Genomic DNA, 21438 nt, shown 5'->3' with positions numbered 1-21438 from the left:
GTGTGCTGTAAAATATAAATTATATCAGGTGGCAGCACAGAAATGAGGTCAGATATGAGAAATCTGTATTACGACGTGGTAATTGCAGGATGTGGTGTGGCAGGACTTTATGCAGCTTTAAATCTGCCAGAAGAAATGAGTGTTCTTATGCTTTCAAAAGAAGACTTAGAAAGCTGTGATTCCATGCTGGCACAGGGAGGAATCTGTGTATTACGGGATGAAGAGGATTACGATTCGTATTTTGAAGATACCATGCGGGCAGGGCATTATGAAAACCGGAAAGAGAGCGTTGATATCATGATACGTTCCAGCAGGGATGTGATCAATGATCTGCTGAATTTTGGTGTACGGTTTGCAAAGAATCCGGATGGCAGCCTTGCATATACCAGAGAGGGAGCACACTCAAGACCAAGAATTTGTTTTCACGAGGATATTACCGGAAAAGAAATTACGACGACACTTTTATCGCATGTAAAAAAATGTTCTAATGTAACCATTTTAGAATATACGACAATGACAGATATTTTGGTGGATGGTGGAAAATGTACCGGTATGGCTGCAGAAACAAAAGAAGGCGAGACACTACATATCCATGCCAACAACACGATCATGGCGACGGGAGGAATTGGCGGACTTTATGAACATTCCACTAATTTTCCAATCCTGACCGGCGATGCATGCCGGATTGCCGAAAAACATGGTGTGGAACTTGAACACATGGACTATGTACAGATCCACCCGACCTGTCTTTACAGCAAAAAACCCGGAAGAAGTTTTCTGATCTCGGAATCAGCAAGGGGAGAGGGAGCGATTCTGCTCAATCACAAAGGAGAACGTTTTGTTAATGAACTTTTGCCGCGTGATGTTGTGACCAAAGCGATTCAGGAAGAGATGAAAAAAGAAGGGGTGGAACATGAATGGATTTCATTTGCACATGTTCCAAAAGAAATTATTTTAAAACATTTTCCACACATATATGAGCGCTGTTTAGAAGAAGGCTATGATCTGTTGAAAGAACCGGCACCGATCGTACCGGCACAGCATTATTTTATGGGTGGTGTTCATGTGGACCGTGATTCCATGACTACAATGCCGCATCTTTACGCAGCCGGGGAAACAAGCTGCAATGGTGTTCATGGAAAGAACCGTCTTGCAAGCAACAGTCTGTTAGAAAGCCTTGTATTTGCAAAACGTGCAGCAATAAAAATACAAAACGAAGAGAAAGGAAATAAAGATCATGAATTTGAATCCAATTACCATGCAGCTTGTTGCTGACAAATATATCCGTCTTGCCTTAGAGGAAGATATTCACAGTGAGGATGTATCCACTAACGCAGTAATGCCGGAATATAAAGCCGGAGAAGTGGAACTGATCTGCAAACAGGATGGAGTGATCGCAGGACTTCCGGTATTTGAGCGTGTATTTACCATGTTAGATGCCTCTACAAAAGTGATATGGGCAAAAAAACAGGATGGTACTGAGGTAAAAGACGGTGATGCTGTTAAAAAGGGACAGCTTCTTGCAACGGTAAAGGGAGATGTACGTGTGCTTTTATCTGGAGAACGTACAGCCCTTAATTATTTACAGCGTCTGAGTGGTATTGCAACATATACACGTGAGGTTGCTCAGTTATTAGAAGGCAGCAGTACAACACTGCTTGATACAAGAAAGACCACACCATGTATGCGTATTTTTGAAAAATATGCGGTCTGCGTGGGTGGTGGACAGAATCATCGCTACAATTTGTCTGACGGTGTGCTGTTAAAAGATAATCATATTGACGCGGCAGGAGGTGTAAAAGAGGCAGTTCTTGCGGCAAAAGCCTATGCACCGTTTGTCCGTAAGATTGAGGTGGAAACAGAAAATCTTGATATGGTAAAAGAAGCTGTGGAAGCTGGTGCAGACATCATTATGCTTGATAATATGACACCGGAACAGATGGCGGAGGCAATCCGTCTGATTGCTGGAAGGGCAAAGACAGAGTGTTCCGGAAATATCACAAAAGAAAATATCAGGACGATCACAGAGCTTGGCGTTGATTATGTTTCCAGTGGTGCACTGACACATTCTGCACCAATCTTAGATGTCAGTCTGAAACATTTGAAAGTAACAGATTCCCTTCAGTAACGCTTGTAAAAATAAACAGATTCAGCTAAAATAAGTGGAGAGTCAAAAAGGAGAGGATCGCAAATGGAAAAAGAAATGACCGGAATAGACAGAAGAAAAGAAATCCTTACCATGATACGGGAAGCAGATACACCGGTGTCGGGTACAGCACTTGGAAAGAAAACAGGTGTCAGCAGACAGGTTGTGGTACAGGATATTGCACTTCTCCGCACACAAGGGTATCCGATTATTTCTACGGCAAGGGGATATTTATTAGATGAGCCGAAACAGGCGTCTAAGATATTTAAAGTCTGTCATACCAATGAACAGGTGGAGGATGAACTTACCACAATCGTTGATCTTGGTGGCTGTGTGGTCAACGTCATGGTCAATCACCGGGTTTATGGAAAGTTAGATGCCTCGTTAAACATCAAGAGCAGGCGTGATGTGCAGAATTTTATGGATGATTTAAAAACAGGAAAATCAACACCACTTCTCAATGTGACATCTGGATATCATTTTCATAAGATCAGCGCTGAGAGTGAAGAAGTGTTAAATGAGATAGAGGAAGCACTCAAAAAGAAAGGATATCTTGCGGAATTACTTCCGTATGAACAGTAAGAAAGTAATATTGCCAACCCAAAAAGATGTTGTCAGTCGACAACATCTTTTTTTTGTGAAGTAAAATAATCCACCAATTCATAGACTAGTACAGCTTCACGTTCAGAAAGCGTGGAAATATCAATGGTATTATTTTGTTCTAAGCCTAGTAAAAAGTCTGTAGAAACATGAAAAAGTAAGGAGAGTTCGATCAGGTAAGTGGTAGATGGAACGGAAATACCCATTTCCCAGGCATTGACGCTGCTTCGCGTGATGTTTAACTTTTTTGCAAGCTCTGTCTGTGTCAGATGACTTGCTTCCCGTAAAAGCTTAATTTTGTCTGCAATCATACATACCTCCATATGTATGTGTATAGTATTCTATACAAAATGATGTTGCATTATGTAGTTCTTGTTTTTGTTGTTGGCGCTGCACTTTTCTTTGCATGGAAGCACAGAAAGCAATATGATGAAAAACATAAATAGTCGTTGCAGTCTGAAAATTAAAGTAAAATAAAAAATCCGCTATATTGACTTGAAACCAAATTCGCTTTATAATAAAATCACTTATGCATACGAGAAGAGATGAAGCCGTGATGCATAAGTGATTTTTACGTGACAGGTTATTTTGCAGAAACGGAGAAAGATATGATAAAAAGTATGACCGGTTTCGGCCGGTGTGAATTTGCGGATGAAGACCGTAAATTTACAGTAGAGATAAAAGCGGTCAATCACCGTTATCTCGATGTTAATATCAAGATGCCCAAAAAGCTGAATTTCTTTGAAAGTGCGATCCGCACTCTTTTGAAAGAGTATATGGAACGGGGAAAAGTCGATATCTTTATCAGTTATGAAGATTTTACGCAGGATAATGTTTCATTAAAATACAATGAAGCACTTGCAGCCCAGTATCTGACATATTTAAATCAGATGGCTGAGAAGTTCGGACTTGATAATGATATCCGTGTGAGTACGCTTTCAAGATATCCGGAAGTGTTTGCCATGGAAGAACAGAGTATCGATGAAAAATCGCTTTGGATGGGACTTGAAAGGGCGATACGTGGTGCAGCAGAGCAGCTCGTGGAGAGCCGGATCAAAGAAGGCGAACATTTAAAGAAAGATTTGTGCGAGAAACTTGATGGCATGCTTTCTTATGTTGACTTTATCGAGGAACGTTCTCCTATGATCATTAAAGAATATCGGGAACGTTTAGAAGCTAAAGTGGCTGAGTTGTTAGGTGACCGTCAGATTGATGATGCAAGAATTGCAACAGAAGTAACAATTTTTGCGGATAAGATCTGTGTGGATGAAGAGACAGTCCGGCTGCGCAGTCATATTAAGAGTACCAAAGATACTTTAGAGACAGGCGGAAGTGTGGGCAGAAAGCTTGATTTTATCGCACAGGAGATGAACCGCGAAGCCAATACGATCCTTTCTAAGACGAATGATCTTGAAATTTCTGATATCGGTATCAGCTTAAAGACGGATATCGAAAAAGTCAGGGAACAGATTCAGAATATAGAATAGGGCGGTGGTGTATGGCAAAGTTAATGAATATCGGATTCGGCAATATGGTCAATACCGATAAGATTGTCTGCATCGTATCCTTAGATTCTGCACCGGCAAAGCGTATGGTACAGAAAGGCAAGGAACAGGAAAATCTGATCGATGCGACACAGGGACGCAGAACGAAAAGTGTCATTTTTACAGAAAATAATAAGATCATTTTATCAGCATTGCAGCCGGAGACACTTGCAGGCCGGTTTAACGGCAATGTGACAGAGGTATATGATGATGCGAAAGAATAGAGGAATCCTTACGGTGGTATCCGGATTTTCCGGTTCTGGAAAAGGAACCATCATGAAAGAACTGATGAAAAAATATGCTGACAGCTATGCACTTTCTATCTCAGCCACAACAAGAAATCCAAGACCGGGCGAAACAGATGGTGTGGAATATTTTTTCCGCACCAGAGAACAGTTTGAACAGATGATAGAAGAAGATGCGCTGATCGAATATGCCCAGTTCGTTGGCAATTATTACGGAACACCGAAAGCATATGTGGAAGAACAGTTAGAAGCCGGGAAAGATGTCATCTTAGAGATCGAGATCCAGGGAGCACTGAAAGTCAGAGAAAAGTTCCCGGATACGTTACTTTTGTTTGTGACTCCGCCAAGCGCCGGAGAGTTAAAAAATCGTCTGGTAGGCAGAGGAACAGAGACCATGGATGTAATTGAGTCAAGACTGGCGAGAGCTGTTGAAGAGGCAGAGGGCATTGAGTCCTATGATTATCTTGTGGTCAATGATATATTGGAAGAATGCGTGGAGGAAGTTCATCAGATCATAAAAAATGAACATTACCGCGTGAATCGAAATACGACAGCGATACAGGAAATGCGGAATGAACTAAAAGCATTTTCAAAATAGTTTGTCCATGACACAGATTACTATCTGTAGCATAAATATAAGAATTTAAGTGCGGGTAACCGCCATATGCGCAATGCGCAAAGAAAGGGGAATTATTATGATACATCCATCTTATGTAGAATTAATGAAAGTTGTAAATGACGGTGTGGAGATTGGCGAGGAGCCGGTTGTAAACAGCCGTTATTCTATTGTGATCGCAGCGGCAAAAAGAGCACGCCAGATTATTGCAGGTGATGAGCCGATGGCAGAGAAGAAAGTATGCCCGAAACCATTATCTATCGCAGTAGAAGAACTTTATGAAGGAAAAGTAAAGATTTTACCGGAGTCATCGGATGAAGAATAATTTAAAACTTTTATTTGTATCACTCGGATGTGACAAAAATTTAGTCGACACAGAGTTTATGCTTGGCATGTTAAGGGATGATGGGATCGAAATGACGGATGATGAGCGGGAGGCGGACATAATTATTGTCAATACCTGCTGTTTTATCAATGATGCAAAAGAGGAAAGCATCAATACCATCCTTGAGATGTCAGAACTGAAAAAAGAAGCCAGGTTAAAAGCCCTGATTGTGACAGGATGTCTTGCACAGCGCTATAAAGAGGAGATTATCAAGGAAATCCCGGAGGTGGATGCAATCCTTGGTACGAATTCCTACGAAGACATTGTAAACGCAGTTCATCAGTCCTTAGAGGGCAAACACTATGAAAATTTTAAAACATTAGAGGGACTTCCGACACTGCATACAAAACGGTCTGTGACAACAGGTGGACATTTTGCGTATTTAAAGATCGCAGAGGGATGTAATAAACGATGTACTTATTGTATCATTCCGTACATCCGTGGTAATTACCGCAGTGTTCCGATGGAAGATCTGATCGCACAGGCAAAAGAGCTGGTTGCTGCTGGAGCAAAAGAACTTATCTTAGTAGCACAGGAGACCACACTTTATGGAGTAGACCTCTATGGTGAAAAGTCACTGCATCGCCTGTTAGATGAATTAAACAAAATTGATGGTTTGTTCTGGATCCGTATCATGTATTGTTATCCGGAAGAAATATACGAAGACCTTATTGATGCAATGATCCGCAATGAGAAAGTGTGCCATTATCTGGATATTCCGATCCAGCATGCAAACGATACCATATTAAAACGTATGGGACGAAGAACAAACAATGCTGATCTGGTACGGATAATTACGCATTTACGTGAACGTATTCCGGATATTACACTGCGTACTACACTGATCTGTGGTTTTCCAGGCGAAACGCAGGAAATGCATGAAGAATTGATGCAGTTTATCAATGATATGGAGTTTGACCGTCTCGGAGCTTTTACGTATTCGCCGGAAGAAGGAACACCTGCTGCTGAGTTTGCAGATCAGGTTGACGAAGAATTGAAAAAAGACTGGCAGGCAGATGTCATGGAGCTACAGGAAGAGATCATTTTTGATAAAAATGAGACTATGAAAGGCAGGGAGTTATACGTTTTCATTGAGGGAAAAGTGAGCGATGAAAATGCATACGTCGGAAGAACTTACCGTGATGCGCCTGATGTGGATGGCTACATTTTTATCAACACAGATGAAGAACTCATGACTGGAGATATTGCAAAGGTACGTGTGACCGGTGCTTATGAGTATGATCTGATTGGAGAATTGATCTGATCGTATTTAAAATTTATTGTGCAGAATGGAGAGTGTAAATTATGAATTTGCCAAATAAACTGACAGTAATGCGTATGATATTGATTCCGTTTTTTGTTTTTTTTATGCTTGCTCCGTATTTTGAAGGTTATGGAAATTATATTGCAGTAGCAATTTTCATTATTGCAAGCCTTACTGATATGTTAGATGGTAAGATTGCGAGAAAATATAACCTGGTTACTGATTTTGGAAAATTTATGGATCCGCTGGCAGACAAACTGCTTGTCTGCTCAGCAATGATCTGTCTGATTGAAAAAGGACAGCTTGCAGCATGGATCGTTATCATTATCATCGCAAGAGAATTTATTATCAGCGGATTTCGTCTGGTTGCAGCCGACAATGGAATTGTAATTGCTGCCAGCTATTGGGGAAAATTTAAAACGGTTTTCCAGATGCTGATGGTGATTGTATTGATCTTAGATATCCCAAATCAGTTTTTTGCAGTGCTTGGCACGGTTCTTACATACATTGCACTTATACTTACAGTTGTATCTTTGATCGACTATATTGCCAAGAACAAAAATGTTTTAAAAGAGCAGAAATAGGAGAATAGCAGTTGGCTGAACATGTATATGATTCCAGTGATTCCTGTACCGGGAAAAATGTGGCACAGGAGCCGCTGGAATATTCCATTTATAGTTTGTTAAAAAAATATCAAATCACGATTACCACGGCTGAATCCGCTACCGGTGGGATGATCGCATCGACGTTGATCAATGTTCCGGGAATTTCAGAATTCTTTACCGAAGGCTATGTGACATATTCGAACGAAGCAAAAGTAAAAATGATACATGTTGCACCTGAAACCATTGACACTTATGGTGTGGTGAGCAGTGAGACAGCAGCAGATATGGCTTCTTCGGCAGCAAAAACAGCAGGAACCATGGCTGCCGTGTCCGTGACAGGCGTTGCGGGACCGGACGGTGGAACAAAAGAGTGCCCGGTCGGACTGGTTTTTATCGGTTGTTATCTGAATGGAAAAACAGTGACGGAACGTCATTTGTTTTCCGGTAACCGCATGGATGTAAGAAAAAGTGCTACAGAGAGTGCACTTTTACTGCTAAAGAAATGTATAGAAAAAGAGTATAATGGAGATTAGTGTGAAAAATCAAAGATTTTTTACACGCAAGATTTGTGCTTGCGCACAAACTTGAGATGCCCTGAATACGGGCAAGAATGGAGTGTAATATGAGAATTATTGCAGGAACAGCGAGAAGCCTTCCTTTAAAGACAGTAGAGGGACTTGACACCAGACCTACCACAGACCGTATCAAAGAAACTTTGTTTAATATCATACAGGACGAGGTTCCGGGATGTTATTTTTTAGATCTGTTTGCCGGAAGCGGACAGATGGGACTTGAGGCAGTCAGCAGGGGGGCACAGTATGCCGTTTTTGTTGAAAACAATAAAAAGGCGGCTGCATGTGTAGAGGATAACATTCAATTTACAAAGTTCACAAAAGAGACGAAATTATATAATTCGGATGTTTTATCTGCTTTAAGAGCGATGGAAGGAAAATACCGGTTTGATATCATCTTTATGGATCCTCCATATAAACAGGAACTGGAATATGAGGTGTTAACTTACCTGAAAGACTCCTCACTTTTAAAAGAAAATGGGATGATCATTGTTGAGGCTTCTCTCGATACGTCATTTGACTATCTGTCAGACATGGGATATACATTAAAACGCTTAAAGACATATAAGACAAATGAACATGCATTTATCATCAGAAACAACTAGAGAAAATTATGTGATCCATCTGTATGGGAGGAACCTATGAAAAAAGCAATTTATCCGGGAAGTTTTGATCCGCTGACATTAGGTCATTTAGATATTATAGAACGATCTGCTAAAATTGTGGACGAACTTGTTGTCGGGGTACTTAATAACAGCGCAAAAAATTCGTTGTTTTCTTTAGATGAACGTGTTAGTATGATTAAAGAGATGACGGATTCCATGCCAAATGTTACAGTGACATGTTTTGATGGTCTGTTAGTTGATTATATGAGGGAAATTGACGCAACGATCATTGTAAGAGGACTCAGGGCTGTAACCGATTTTGAATATGAGCTGCAGATAGCACAGACAAATCATGTGGAAAATCCGGAAGTAGAGACGATTTTTCTGACAACCAGTCTCCAGTATTCTTATCTGAGTTCTACGATCGTGAAAGAATTTGCATCTTATGGAGGAGATTTATCCAAGTTTGTGCCGACACGTTTTATAGACCGGATTTATGAAAAGTATCAGATTAAAAAATAAGGAGTGGTTACTATGGCCAGCAGAATTGAACAGATAATAGATGAGATCGAAGATTATATTGACGGCTGTAAGACACAGGCCTTTGCACCGTCTAAGATCATTGTAAACCGTGAGACTATGGAAGAATTATTAAATGAACTCCGTAGTAAGACTCCGGATGAGATCAAGCGATATCAGAAGATTATCAGCAATAAAGAGGCAATCTTAGCAGATGCACAGGCAAAAGCGGATGCAATCATCGCCCAGGCGCAGGTGAAAACCGATGAACTTGTCAGCGAGCATGAAATTATGCAGCAGGCATATGCACAGGCAAATGAAGTTGTCATGATCGCAACGAAGCAGGCACAGGAGATCTTAGACAATGCGACCAATGATGCCAATAACATCCGTATGGGCGCTATGCAGTATACAGACGATATTTTAAAGAATTTAGAGAGCACGATCTCGCATGCAATGGATTCTTCAAAGGCAAGAAGCGAGGCATATATGAGTGCTCTGCAGGGATTTCTTGATGTTGTCACCACAAATCGTGCCGAGTTGAATCCTACGGCAGACCTGCAGGAAGAACAGCAGCCGGATACACAAGAGATACAGCAGCCCATGCCAGAACAGCAGTAATTACGGTCATGATAAGTTTAAACATTCCATATGTTTTGATGGAGAGACTGGTTCCTTTTATCATTGAACCAGTTTGTGCCAGACCGGAGAGCCCGCCGAAAGCGGTAAATGCCATGGCAAGTGTGTAGCGGTGTGCAGGTGAGAGAGATGACTGACTCACGGCTTTGATACCGTTTGTGATTTCTGTAAATCCGCAGAGCATCAGATTTATGCTTTCCGGAAATGGAATCAGCTGAAGCATGGAAGAAATCATGGAAAACAGCATAATATAACCTCCAAGTCTGGTTAATGTTTCGAAACCGTTCATGATGCCGGCGTCTATGATTTTAAAATTTATTTGAGATCCAGATGCTGGCTTTTTGTATGTGCTGGTGTTTTTACTGTTTTGCCTGGCAAGTGTTTTTCTTCTCCTTTGTACGATGGCAAACAGAATTCTCCCGGTAATAATGGGAGGAAGAAATAACACCAGATAGCTGAGAAAGATCAGAGAAGGCATCTGGAGCTCCTGACAGAGGATATAACCGCTGATAAATACAGGACTGATATTGTTTGTAACCATAAACAGTATGTTTGCTTCTATGTATTCCAGTTGCCCGCATTTTAACATTTCAGCACAGTTTTTACTTCCCATTGGAAAACCAAACAGAAAACCTGAAAGTAATACAAACGAACCGTTTCTGCTGGTTGGTAAGATCAGGCGGAGAAAAGGATAAAAGAGTTTTACGAGATATTCCGTAAAACCGGAGTAGATCAGTATATTGGATAAAATAGCAAATGGCAGTAGAGAGGGAAGCACACGCTCATACCACAGAATGAGTCCATTTGCAGCTGCAGTTACTGCGCTTTTGGGGAAAAATAAAATATAAATAACAAAAATAAGGATATACAATAATAATAATTTTTTTTTCATATTAGAATATATGAGAAACAGGAGGCATCTATGAAGAACAAATTAAATTTACCAGAGTTAGAATCAAAAAAAGTATTTGCATATTTTGAAAAATTAGCAGAGATTCCGCATGGCTCAAGAAACACCAAACAGATCAGTGATTATCTAGTTTCTTTTGCAAAAGAGCATGAATTGGAATATTACCAGGATGAGGCAAACAATATTGTGATCATAAAGGAGGCATCTGCCGGTTATGAAAATGCAGATCCGATCATCATGCAGGGACATATGGATATGGTCTGCGAAAAAGAAAAGGGCGTGGAGATTGATTTTGAAAAAGATGGTCTTGATCTTTATGTGGATGGCGATTTCTTAAAAGCAAGAGGAACGACATTAGGCGGTGATGATGGTATTGCAGTTGCCTATATACTGGCAATCATGGATTCACCGGAAATCGCACATCCGAGGCTGGAAGCTGTGATCACGGTAGATGAAGAGATCGGTATGCTTGGGGCAGAAGTTATAGACCTTTCCATGTTAAAAGGCCACAAGATGTTAAATATTGACTCTGATGTGGAAGGTCATTTTCTGACAAGCTGTGCCGGAGGCATGACCGTGGACACGGTGATCCCGGTAACATGGCAGACACAGCAGGGATATAGTGTGGGGTTGACTGTAACCGGTTTAGAGGGCGGTCACTCTGGCAGTGAGATTGATAAAGAACATGCAAATGCAAACATTCTGATGGGACGCGTATTGAAATATCTTTTTGATCGTATGGAAATGGCAATTGTTTCATTTGCAGGCGGATTAAAAGATAATGCAATCCCACGTGAGAGTGAAGCAGAAATTGTTATCCCGGAGGAAAAAAAGACAGAATTTCTGGATTATGTTTCGGAATTAGAGAATATCTTTAAAAAAGAATATGCTGTTTCAGATCCGGCTGTCTGCATTGAAGTAAAAGAAAATGGAGCAGGCGAATATGATGTATTATCTTATTCTTCCATGACAAAAGTGATATTCTATCTGCGCAATGTACCAAATGGTGTACAGCATATGAGTATGGTAATGCCTGGACTGGTTGAAACATCTTTAAATACGGGAATCATGAAACTGACCAAAGATGCTCTGGAGCTGACGGCTTCTGTACGAAGCAGCGTTTCTACCAGAAAAGAAGAATTAAAAGACAAATTAGAATACTTAGCTGAGTTTTTGGGTGGTGAGATTTCTGTAAGCGGAGATTATCCGGCATGGGAATATCGTGCCGAGTCAGATATCCGTGAGGGAATCAGTGCGGTATATGAAGAATTGTTCCATGAAGAGCCGGTATTTGAAGCAATTCATGCGGGACTTGAGTGTGGTATTTTATCTGGCAAGATCGCAGATTTAGACTGTGTTTCTTTTGGACCGGATAATTTTGATATTCATACACCAAAAGAACGTCTCAGCATTTCTTCTACGGAAAAGGTATGGAAACTGATCGTGGAATTTTTAAAGAGATGTAAATAGTAAAAATTAATATCACAAATAAAATGAGGGAGTCCGGGCTGATCTTATGAAAAAAGTCAGATTATGGCAGTGCCTGTTTTTACTTGGAATGGCAGTGCTTCAGGTACTTTTGACAGAAGAAATATCAGAGAGTGCACACAGGAGAAACTGTTTTTCTTATGAAAAGGCATTTGACAATCTGCGGAACCATAACCTGACAAAAGATCAGAGCGATACCTTTTTTGATGCCGCGGAATCAGATATTGACAAATTCAGTGAATTACTGACGATGTATTTTGCATCAGACTGTCAGATAACAGATCCTCGGACATTGAAAGAGCAGCTTTCTGATGCAAAAAAATATCGTGGTGATGAATTTTCAGAAATAAAGGAATATGTCAAATGTGCCTGGAGTGATCTTTTGTGTTTCCCGGTTGGAAAAATTGTGGGAAAACCGGATGATACGGTCGGTTTTGAAAACAGCTGGATGCAGAGCCGGACTTTTGGCGGTGACCGTGGTCATGAAGGATGCGATATTATGGCATCTGAAAATGTGCGCGGAATATATCCGGTCTACAGCATGACGGACGGTGTCGTGGAAAATATAGGCTGGCTGCGTCTTGGCGGCTACCGGATCGGAATCCGCAGTCCGTCCGGAGCATATTTTTATTATGCTCATCTGGCAGAGTATGCAAAAGATTTTCAGATCGGTGAACAGATATCGGCTGGGACATTCCTTGGATTTATGGGAGATACCGGCTACAGCGACGTGGAGGGAACAACTGGGAATTTTGTGGTTCACCTTCATATGGGGATTTATCTGAATGATAAAAATGGAACGGAGTTTTCTGTCAATTCATATCCAATGCTATCTTATTTATGGGAAAGACAGGGCGGCGTACTCAGGTAAGTTATAAATTTTTCAGGCAATATGATTGTGAACATAACACAAATACAGAAAATAAGAGCTGATCTATACAGATGCATCTGAAAGAATGGAGAAAACATGCGGCTGGATAAATTGCTGACCGAACTTGGAACAGGGAGCAGAAGTGAAGTAAAAAAATATATCCGTTCCGGTCTTGTCACCGTAAATGGGGAAGTGATAAAGAAACCGGAGCAAAAGGTGGATGAAAAAAATGATACGGTATGTTATCGCGGAAACCCACTCACGTATACAGAGTATGAATATTATCTATTCCATAAACCGGCTGGCTGTGTGAGTGCAACAGAAGATAATCTGCACCGGACAGTTATGGACTATCTGACTGACACTGCCAGGCATGATCTTTTTCCGGTAGGAAGACTTGATATTGATACCGAAGGATTGCTGCTTATCACAAATGATGGAGCATTAGCGCATGATCTGCTTAGTCCAACGAAGCATGTTTCGAAGGTTTACTATGCAGAAATTGACGGTCTGGTCACAGAAGAAGATGTTAACCTTTTTAAAAATGGAGTTGATATAGGAGAGGAGAAGCCTACAAAACCGGCACTTCTGGAGATTCTGCATCAGGGTGACAATTCAAAGATCAGGTTAACAATTACAGAAGGGAAGTTTCATCAGGTCAAACGGATGTTTGAGGCGGTCGGGAAGAAGGTTACTTATCTGAAACGTGTGGAAATGGGTACACTTGTTCTGCCGGATGATCTTGCGCCCGGTGAATATCGTCCATTGACAGAACCGGAATTACAGCGGCTGCGTAATGTAAGATAAGAAAAAAAGACAAAACAGGCAGAGGTATATCGGATATTTAAATTGCCTGTAACGTAACATACAGAAATGAGGATTAACATGAAAAACGGTTTTTTACCAATCAGCAAAGAGGACATGAGAGAAGCCGGCATAGACCAGCTTGATTTTGTTTATGTGTGTGGTGATGCTTATGTGGATCATCCGTCATTTGGACATGCAATCATATCGCGTTTATTAGAGGCGCATGGCTATAAAGTCGGAATTATTGCGCAGCCTGACTGGCATGATAAAGAATCCATCAATATTTTAGGTGAACCCCGGCTTGGATTTCTTGTTTCCGCGGGAAATATGGATTCCATGGTAAATCATTATTCTGTTTCGAAAAAGAGAAGACAGAATGATGCCTTCACACCGGGAGGAGTAATGGGAAAACGTCCGGATTATGCAACAATCGTCTATTGTAATCTGATCCGGCAGACCTATAAACATAAACCGATCATCATTGGTGGGATTGAGGCGAGTTTAAGAAGGCTTGCACATTATGATTACTGGTCGAATAAATTAAAACGTTCAATTCTTTTAGATTCCGGCGCAGACATCATTTCCTATGGTATGGGTGAACACAGTATCATAGAAATTGCAGATGCCCTAGACAGTGGTCTTGACATTAAAGATATTACATTTATTGATGGTACTGTATATAAGACCAGAAAACGTGAAGACATCTATGATGCGATCGAACTGCCTCAGTATGAAGCACTGCTTGCGGACAAAAAAGAATATGCAAAGAGTTTTTATGTACAGTACAGCAATACAGACCCGTTTGTGGCAAAACGTCTGTTCGAAACTTATGACGGCAAAATGTTTGTGGTACAGAATCCGCCATCAAAACCTCTGACACAGAGTGAGATGGATCAGGTATATTCGCTTCCTTATATGAGAACATACCATCCGTCTTACGAGGAAGCAGGAGGGGTACCTGCGATTGAAGAAGTAAAGTTTTCTTTAGTCAGCAACCGTGGCTGTTATGGTGGATGCAGTTTCTGTGCATTGACATTCCATCAGGGACGCATTATTCAGACCAGGAGCCATGAATCCATTTTAGCGGAGGCAAACCAGATCGTCTGGGAGCCGGACTTTAAAGGATACATTCATGATGTAGGAGGACCAACGGCAAATTTCCGTGCACCGGCATGTGACAAGCAGCTCACCAAAGGTGTCTGTCCTCATAAGCAGTGTCTGTTTCCGCAGCCGTGCAAAAATCTGAAAGTAGACCACAAAGATTATCTTTCCCTGCTTCGGAAGTTAAGACAGCTTCCAAATGTAAAAAAAGTTTTTATCCGTTCAGGTATCCGGTTTGATTATCTGATCTATGATGAAGACCGTACTTTTTTACGTGAACTCTGTGAACATCACGTCAGCGGTCAGCTTAAGGTTGCACCAGAACATATATCGAATGCTGTATTAGAGAAGATGGGAAAACCGAGTGTTGAGGTCTACAAGAAATTTGTGAAGGCATATAAGGACATGAATGAAAAACTGGGTAAAAAACAGTATCTGGTTCCGTACCTGATGTCCTCCCATCCGGGTTCTACTTTAAAAGAAGCAGTAGAGCTGGCTGAATTTTTACGGGATCTTGGGTATATGCCGGAACAGGTGCAGGATTTTTATCCGACGCCTTCAACGATTTCGACCTGTATGTACTATACGGGATTAGATCCGCGCACGATGGAGCCGGTTTATGTTGCCGTCAATCCGCACGAGAAGGCAATGCAGAGAGCCCTGATCCAGTACCGGAATCCGAAAAATTATGATCTGGTGGTTGAAGCTCTCACAAAAGCCGGAAGAACTGATCTGATCGGATATGATAAACATTGCCTGATCCGTCCGCGAAGAGAACATCAGGGAGAAAATACTTTCCGCAGGAATGGTGCAAAAAACGACAGACGGACGGCTACAGCCGGAAACAGAGCCAGACAGAGTACCGGTGCAAAGAAGAAAAAGACGATCCGCAATATTCATAAAAAGAAATAGAAAGAAAAATCAATGCGTGAATTTAAAATTAATGACAACGAAGCGGGACAGCGTTTCGACAAATATTTAAAAAAGCTGCTTGGCAATGCGCCGGGCAGCTTTATATACAAAATGCTCCGGAAAAAGAACATTACTTTAAATGGGAAAAAGGCAGATGGAACGGAAAAACTCAATAAAGATGATGATGTAAAACTGTTTTTCTCAGATGAAACCTTCGAAAAATTCAGTGGAAGTACAACATCTAACCCGGAATATGAGGCACTTAATGTACTTTCGAAGGAATTTACGTCAGGAAAACGTAAACTTCAGGTTGTTTATGAAGACAAAGATATTATTTTTATCAATAAACCAACTGGGATGCTTTCACAAAAAGCAAAACCGGAGGATATTTCGGCAAATGAATATATTCTTGCATATCTGATCGCTAAGGGAGAACTGACAGAAAGTTCATTCCGGACATTCCGTCCGTCCATCTGTAACCGACTTGACCGTAATACGTCAGGACTGCTGGCTGCCGGAAAAACCTTAAAGGGACTTCAGAATATGGCAAAAGCCCTAAAAGAGCGTACTGTACAGAAATATTACCGTTGTATCGTAAGGGGAACGGTAAAAGAATCTTCTTATCTGAAAGGATATCTGCAAAAAGATGAAACGGAAAATCAGGTTTTGATCCGAAAAACAAAGCCTTCTGTGGGGGAATGGCTTCCAATCGAAACAGAGTACCGCCCGATACGCTGCAGGGGTGGTTATACTGAACTTGAAGTACATCTGATGACCGGACGGTCGCATCAGATCCGTGCGCATCTTGCATCAACCGGGCATCCGATCATCGGAGATTATAAATATGGAAATTCTGACGTTAACGCATATTTTAAGAAAAATGCGAATATAACATCCCAGCTTCTCCATGCGAGTCGTTTTGTATTTGAGGATGGAAAAGAGATCACGGCACCATGTGGCAGTGAGTTTGAACGGGCATGGAAAATAATTGAAAATCAATCATAAAAAATCTTGTAGATCATTTGTAGCTGCATGCAAAACCTGCATGTAAAAGCAGAATGCCCAAAAGATGGGCAGAAATGGAGTATTATCATGGCAACCTGGAACTCAAGAGGACTCCGCGGTTCTACCTTAGAAGAATTTATCAACCGTACCAATGAAACCTATCTGGCAAACGGACTTGCACTGATCCAGAAAGTGCCAACGCCGATCACACCGATCAACATTGACAAGGAAACCAGACATATCACCCTGGCATATTTTGACCAGAAAAGTACGGTTGATTACATTGGTGCTGTACAGGGGATTCCGGTCTGCTTTGATGCAAAAGAATGTGCAACGGATACATTTCCTCTTCAGAATATTCATGAACATCAGGTGACATTTATGGAAAATTATGAAAAACAGGGAGGAATTTCATTTTTCCTGATCAGTTTTACCGCAAGGGATGAATTTTATTATCTGCGTCTTGTAAAGCTGTTAGAATTCTGGAACCGAGCCAAAGAGGGTGGAAGAAAAAGTTTCCGGTATGAAGAATTAGAGCCTGATTATTTTCTCCCAAAAGGAAAAGCAGTTCTGGTTCCCTATCTGGATACCCTGCAAAAAGATTTACTGGCAAGGGATTGACATTCCATTTGTTTTCCAATATAATAAACAACAGTTTCATATGGTAACAAGGTAGCACACTAAAGTGAAAGAAAAATGTGTGCAGGGACGATAGAAAACAGAGGCACCTGTTATAGAACGTCCCGGAATGGAGATGCGATGAAAAGACAGTTATTACATACACCTGAGGGTGTCAGGGACATTTACAATGACGAATGCGAGAAAAAGCTGATTTTACAGGATGAATTATTAAAAGTGCAGAAACAATATGGTTATCATCCGATTCAGACACCGACATTTGAGTTTTTTGACACATTTGGCAGAGAGATCGGAACAACACCTTCGAAGGATCTGTATAAGTTTTTTGACCGGGAAGGAAATACGTTAGTACTTCGTCCGGATATTACACCTTCTATCGCACGCTGTGCTGCAATGTATTTCGGTGAGGAGAATATGCCGATCCGCCTGTGTTATATGGGCAATACATTTTTGAATAACAACAGTTATCAGGGCAGATTAAAGGAAAGCACACAGCTTGGTGCAGAACTTTTAGGGGATTCTACGGTAGATGCAGATGCAGAGATCATTGCCATGGTAATTGACTGTTTAAAAAAAGCCGGTCTGAAAGAGTTTCAGCTTTCTGTCGGTCATGCAGAATTTTTCCGCGGCTTAACAGATGCGGCAGGTCTGAATGAGGAACAGGAAGAAGAACTTCATGATCTTATTTCCAATAAAAATTATTTCGGCGTAACTGAGTTTGCAGAGACCCTGAACTTAAACGATGATTTAAAAGCATTGTTTGGAATGCTTGGTAATCTCTATACCGGTGCAGATGAACTGCAGACAGCTAAGAAATATGCCGATGCATATCCCCGTATTTTGAATGCGATCGAACGTCTGGAAGAATTACATCAGGTTTTAAAGATTTATGGAATTGATAAATATGTTTCCGTGGAATTAGGGATTGTAAGCAATTACCAGTACTATACAGGTATCATTTTTGCGGGATACACGTTTGGAAGTGGTGAACCGATCGTAAAAGGCGGCCGTTATGATGAACTTCTGACTTATTTCGGAAAAGAATCTGCATCTATCGGTTTTGCGATCGTTATTGACCAGTTGATGGCAGCACTTTCGAGACAAAAGATTGAGATTCCGGTGCAGTATCAGAATGAACTTATTATTTATGGACAGGAAATGCGCAGTGAGGCAGTCAAAAAGGCAATGGAGCTGCGTAAGTGCGGCAGCAATGTGGAGCTTATGGCAAGAGATATCTCAAAAACCGAAGAAGATTATCGTGCCTACGCAGAACAGAATCATTGTGTAAATGTGACATTTATGTAAGGAGACAGATACGATGGAAGATATGAGATATTTAACCTTTGCACTTGGAAAGGGCAGACTTGCAAAGAAAACCTTAGAGATGTTTGAACAGATCGGGATCACCTGTGAGGAGATGAAGGATAAAGATACCAGAAAGCTGATTTTCGTCAACGAAGAGTTAAAACTTCGTTTTTTCCTTGCAAAGGGACCGGATGTGCCGACTTACGTGGAATACGGCGCTGCGGATATCGGTATCGTAGGAAAGGATACGATCTTAGAGGAAGGCAGAAATATTTATGAGGTATTAGATCTTGGATTTGGAAAATGCCGCATGTGTATCTGCGGGCCGGAAAGCGCCAAAGAACTGTTAAACCACCACGAACTGATCCGTGTTGCGACCAAATATCCGCGTATTGCAAAAGATTATTTTTATAATAAGAAACACCAGACAGTTGAGATCATCAAACTGAATGGATCGATCGAATTAGCACCGATCGTTGGATTGTCGGAGGTTATCTGTGATATCGTAGAGACAGGTTCAACACTACGTGAGAATGGTTTGTCAGTGCTTGAGGAGGTCTGTCCGCTTTCTGCCCGCATGGTAGTTAATCAGGTGAGCATGAAGATGGAGAATGAGCGTATTACAAAACTGATTTCTGATTTAAAGACCGTAATTAAATAATATAAAATGTCTGCTGCAGTGTATCTGAAATAAAAGAGATGCAGCAGATATTCTGGAATGGAGGAGAAGTATGCGTATTATAGAACTGACAGAAGAAGCAAGAACAAATATATTGGAAAATCTTTTAAAAAGAAGCCCGAATTCTTATGGTGAATTTGAAGGCAGAGTAAATGAGATCATAGAAAATGTGAGAGCGAACCGTGATGCAGCGATTTTTGATTACACAAAGCGTTTTGACGGAGCTGACATTAACGCAGAAAATATCCTGGTCACAGAGGACGAGATCAAAGAGGCATATGAGAAAGTTGATGAAAAATTGCTTGCAGTGATCCGTAAAGCATTGGTAAATATCCGTAAATATCATGAGAAGCAGCGCCAGTATTCCTGGTTTGACTCTGAGGAATCCGGAATTATTTTAGGTCAGAAAGTGACAGCTTTAGAGAAAGTCGGTGTCTATGTACCGGGGGGAAAGGCGGTTTATCCGTCTTCTGTGCTTATGAATATCGTTCCGGCGAAAGTTGCAGGTGTAAAGAAAATCGTTATGACAACGCCGCCTGGAAAAGACGGAAAAGTCAATCCGGCAACTTTGGTCGCTGCAAAAGAGGCAGGTGTGGATGCTATTTATAAAGTCGGTGGGGCACAGGCAATCGCAGCGCTGGCATTTGGTACGGAAAGTATTCCGAAAGTAGACAAGATCGTAGGTCCTGGTAATATTTACGTGGCACTTGCAAAAAAAGCTGTATTTGGTTTTGTAAGTATTGATTCTATCGCAGGCCCGAGTGAGATCATGGTATTGGCAGATGAGACAGCAAATCCGCGATTTGTTGCGGCAGATCTTCTCTCACAGGCGGAACATGACGAAATGGCTTCTGCGATCCTTGTCACAACAAGCAGAACCTTGGCTGAGCAGGTATCAAAAGAAGTGGAAGACTTTGTGGCGCAGTTATCCAGAAAAGAGATCATTCAGAAATCCTTAGATAATTATGGATATATTCTGGTAGCAGAAAATATGGATGAAGCCATTGCAACGGTAAATGAGATCGCATCGGAACATCTTGAACTTGTTACAAAGAATCCGTTTGAGACAATGACAAAGATCCGCAATGCAGGAGCAATCTTTGTCGGAGAATATTCAAGTGAACCGCTTGGTGATTATTTTGCCGGACCAAATCATGTGCTGCCGACCAACGGAACAGCAAAATTTTTCTCGCCGCTTAGTGTGGATGATTTTATCAAAAAATCAAGTATTATCTCTTATTCAAGGGAGGCACTTGAACCGATCTATAAAGATATCGTACAGTTTGCTGAATGTGAGCAGTTAACTGCACATGCAAATTCAATCCGGGTACGGTTTGAAGACTAGAGAGGAATGTGATAAAATGGAAAGAACAGCAGAGTACATACGAAAAACAAAAGAGACAGATATAAAGATCAATCTGAACATAGATGGAACCGGTAAAGCAGATATTGATACCGGAATCGGCTTTTTTGATCATATGCTTGATGGCTTTGCAAGACATGGTTTCTTTGATCTTGATGTTAAAGTAGAAGGGGATCTTGCGGTAGACTGCCATCATACGATCGAGGATACCGGAATCGTGCTTGGCAATGCGATCCGTAAAGCACTAAAAAATAAAAAAGGCATCAAACGTTTTGGAAGCTGTATTTTGCCGATGGATGAAACTTTAGTGCTTTGTGCCGTGGATCTTTCCGGCAGACCGTATCTTGTTTTTGACGGTGAATTTACCGTAGAACGGGTAGGGTATATGGATACGGAAATGGTAAAAGAATTTTTCTATGCCGTTTCTTATGCGGCGGGCATGAATCTGCATATCCGTGTACTGTCAGGAGGCAATAATCATCATATGATCGAAGCAATGTTTAAAGCTTTTGCGAGAGCTTTAGATGAAGCAACCGGTTATGACCCGCGTATCACAGATGTGCTGTCCACAAAAGGCAGTCTGTAGGAGACTTGACAATTCCTGCAGAAATGAATCTG

At 41.2% G+C, this 21438-nt stretch carries 25 protein-coding genes and 1 pseudogene; 23 read left to right on the top strand and 3 right to left on the bottom strand.

Translation table 11 applies throughout. The features are described from left to right. Window positions 1-54 precede the first annotated feature (54 nt). The 3 genes from H8S51_RS10415 to H8S51_RS10405 all read left to right on the top strand — a co-directional run bounded on the left by H8S51_RS10415 (window position 55) and on the right by H8S51_RS10405 (window position 2728). Window positions 55-1275, top strand: a complete 1221-nt coding sequence (locus H8S51_RS10415) for an L-aspartate oxidase (protein WP_186898752.1) — start codon at window positions 55-57, stop codon at window positions 1273-1275. Further along, window positions 1244-2128 carry a carboxylating nicotinate-nucleotide diphosphorylase gene (gene nadC, locus H8S51_RS10410; protein ID WP_186898914.1) on the top strand — a complete coding sequence of 295 codons (885 nt, stop codon included), beginning with the start codon at window positions 1244-1246 and terminating at the stop codon, window positions 2126-2128. The genes H8S51_RS10415 and nadC overlap by 32 nt, the downstream gene beginning before the upstream one ends. Window positions 2129-2191: 63 nt before the next feature. After that, window positions 2192-2728, top strand: coding sequence for a transcription repressor NadR (locus H8S51_RS10405; RefSeq protein ID WP_186898753.1), 537 nt, complete (start codon window positions 2192-2194; stop codon window positions 2726-2728). A gap of 32 nt (window positions 2729-2760) precedes the next feature. Here the strand turns inward: H8S51_RS10405 and H8S51_RS10400 are convergent, their stop codons facing one another. Further along, entirely contained in the window at window positions 2761-3057 is a 297-nt protein-coding gene (locus tag H8S51_RS10400) for a helix-turn-helix transcriptional regulator (RefSeq protein WP_186898754.1), read from the bottom strand. Between the two features lie 297 nt (window positions 3058-3354). On the opposite strand from H8S51_RS10400, the gene H8S51_RS10395 reads away from it, so the two are divergent. The 10 genes from H8S51_RS10395 (at window position 3355) to H8S51_RS10350 (ending at window position 9722) form a co-directional block, all read left to right on the top strand. After that, window positions 3355-4233, top strand: a complete 879-nt coding sequence (locus H8S51_RS10395; protein ID WP_117922191.1) for a YicC/YloC family endoribonuclease — start codon at window positions 3355-3357, stop codon at window positions 4231-4233. A gap of 11 nt (window positions 4234-4244) precedes the next feature. Next, on the top strand, window positions 4245-4514 hold the full coding sequence (locus H8S51_RS10390) for a DUF370 domain-containing protein (RefSeq protein ID WP_117922183.1): 270 nt from the start codon (window positions 4245-4247) through the stop codon (window positions 4512-4514). Beyond that, on the top strand, window positions 4495-5133 hold the full coding sequence (gene gmk, locus H8S51_RS10385) for a guanylate kinase (RefSeq protein ID WP_117922182.1): 639 nt from the start codon (window positions 4495-4497) through the stop codon (window positions 5131-5133). Before H8S51_RS10390 ends, gmk begins: the two co-directional genes overlap by 20 nt. 97 nt (window positions 5134-5230) lie before the next feature. After that, on the top strand, window positions 5231-5476 hold the full coding sequence (gene rpoZ, locus H8S51_RS10380) for a DNA-directed RNA polymerase subunit omega (RefSeq protein WP_186898755.1): 246 nt from the start codon (window positions 5231-5233) through the stop codon (window positions 5474-5476). Then, entirely contained in the window at window positions 5466-6800 is a 1335-nt protein-coding gene (gene rimO / locus H8S51_RS10375; protein ID WP_117922180.1) for a 30S ribosomal protein S12 methylthiotransferase RimO, read from the top strand. Before rpoZ ends, rimO begins: the two co-directional genes overlap by 11 nt. A 41-nt stretch (window positions 6801-6841) precedes the next feature. After that, window positions 6842-7384: a CDP-diacylglycerol--glycerol-3-phosphate 3-phosphatidyltransferase gene (gene pgsA, locus H8S51_RS10370; protein ID WP_117922179.1), complete on the top strand. Its 543-nt coding sequence runs from the start codon at window positions 6842-6844 to the stop codon at window positions 7382-7384. 11 nt (window positions 7385-7395) lie between these two features. After that, window positions 7396-7938 (top strand): CinA family protein, encoded by a 543-nt coding sequence (locus H8S51_RS10365; RefSeq protein WP_186898756.1) that lies wholly within the window; start codon window positions 7396-7398, stop codon window positions 7936-7938. A gap of 89 nt (window positions 7939-8027) precedes the next feature. Beyond that, window positions 8028-8582: a 16S rRNA (guanine(966)-N(2))-methyltransferase RsmD gene (gene rsmD / locus H8S51_RS10360; protein WP_186898757.1), complete on the top strand. Its 555-nt coding sequence runs from the start codon at window positions 8028-8030 to the stop codon at window positions 8580-8582. Window positions 8583-8618: 36 nt separating this feature from the next. Further along, a complete protein-coding gene (gene coaD, locus H8S51_RS10355; RefSeq protein WP_117922176.1) occupies window positions 8619-9104 on the top strand; it encodes a pantetheine-phosphate adenylyltransferase in 486 nt (161 codons plus the stop codon). A 12-nt stretch (window positions 9105-9116) separates the two neighbouring features. Next, entirely contained in the window at window positions 9117-9722 is a 606-nt protein-coding gene (locus H8S51_RS10350; protein ID WP_117922175.1) for an ATPase, read from the top strand. Here the strand turns inward: H8S51_RS10350 and H8S51_RS10345 are convergent. Continuing rightward, the gene (locus H8S51_RS10345) at window positions 9649-10029 is read right to left on the bottom strand and encodes a hypothetical protein (protein ID WP_241070676.1); all 381 of its coding nucleotides are present in this window, start codon (window positions 10027-10029) and stop codon (window positions 9649-9651) included. The genes H8S51_RS10350 and H8S51_RS10345 overlap by 74 nt on opposite strands. Before the next feature lie 237 nt (window positions 10030-10266). After that, window positions 10267-10632, bottom strand: a pseudogene (locus H8S51_RS18430) (nucleoside recognition domain-containing protein); the annotation flags it as partial. A 30-nt stretch (window positions 10633-10662) separates the two neighbouring features. Between H8S51_RS18430 and H8S51_RS10340 the strand changes: the two are divergent. The 10 genes from H8S51_RS10340 to hisB all read left to right on the top strand — a co-directional run bounded on the left by H8S51_RS10340 (window position 10663) and on the right by hisB (window position 21406). Then, window positions 10663-12120 (top strand): aminoacyl-histidine dipeptidase, encoded by a 1458-nt coding sequence (locus H8S51_RS10340; RefSeq protein ID WP_118208830.1) that lies wholly within the window; start codon window positions 10663-10665, stop codon window positions 12118-12120. A gap of 46 nt (window positions 12121-12166) precedes the next feature. Further along, complete coding sequence (locus H8S51_RS10335; protein ID WP_186898759.1) at window positions 12167-13009, top strand: M23 family metallopeptidase; 843 nt, start codon at window positions 12167-12169, stop codon at window positions 13007-13009. Window positions 13010-13105: 96 nt separating this feature from the next. After that, window positions 13106-13816, top strand: a complete 711-nt coding sequence (locus H8S51_RS10330) for a pseudouridine synthase (RefSeq protein ID WP_117922171.1) — start codon at window positions 13106-13108, stop codon at window positions 13814-13816. A gap of 78 nt (window positions 13817-13894) precedes the next feature. Continuing rightward, window positions 13895-15829 carry a YgiQ family radical SAM protein gene (locus H8S51_RS10325; protein WP_186898760.1) on the top strand — a complete coding sequence of 645 codons (1935 nt, stop codon included), beginning with the start codon at window positions 13895-13897 and terminating at the stop codon, window positions 15827-15829. A 12-nt stretch (window positions 15830-15841) separates the two neighbouring features. Continuing rightward, entirely contained in the window at window positions 15842-16834 is a 993-nt protein-coding gene (locus H8S51_RS10320; RefSeq protein ID WP_186898761.1) for an RluA family pseudouridine synthase, read from the top strand. Window positions 16835-16921: 87 nt separating this feature from the next. Further along, entirely contained in the window at window positions 16922-17455 is a 534-nt protein-coding gene (locus H8S51_RS10315) for a Holliday junction resolvase RecU (protein ID WP_117922168.1), read from the top strand. Window positions 17456-17593: 138 nt separating this feature from the next. Continuing rightward, entirely contained in the window at window positions 17594-18778 is a 1185-nt protein-coding gene (hisZ, locus tag H8S51_RS10310) for an ATP phosphoribosyltransferase regulatory subunit (RefSeq protein ID WP_118208834.1), read from the top strand. A 13-nt stretch (window positions 18779-18791) separates the two neighbouring features. Further along, window positions 18792-19439 carry an ATP phosphoribosyltransferase gene (hisG, locus tag H8S51_RS10305; protein ID WP_117922166.1) on the top strand — a complete coding sequence of 216 codons (648 nt, stop codon included), beginning with the start codon at window positions 18792-18794 and terminating at the stop codon, window positions 19437-19439. 70 nt (window positions 19440-19509) lie between these two features. After that, entirely contained in the window at window positions 19510-20802 is a 1293-nt protein-coding gene (gene hisD / locus H8S51_RS10300; protein ID WP_186898762.1) for a histidinol dehydrogenase, read from the top strand. A gap of 16 nt (window positions 20803-20818) precedes the next feature. Beyond that, on the top strand, window positions 20819-21406 hold the full coding sequence (gene hisB, locus H8S51_RS10295) for an imidazoleglycerol-phosphate dehydratase HisB (RefSeq protein WP_118208836.1): 588 nt from the start codon (window positions 20819-20821) through the stop codon (window positions 21404-21406). Window positions 21407-21438 lie beyond the last annotated feature (32 nt).

The sequence above is a fragment of the Roseburia rectibacter genome, assembly GCF_014287515.2.
GTDB classification, from domain to species: domain Bacteria; phylum Bacillota; class Clostridia; order Lachnospirales; family Lachnospiraceae; genus Roseburia; species Roseburia rectibacter.
This window is presented reverse-complemented; position numbering and strand designations above follow the sequence as displayed.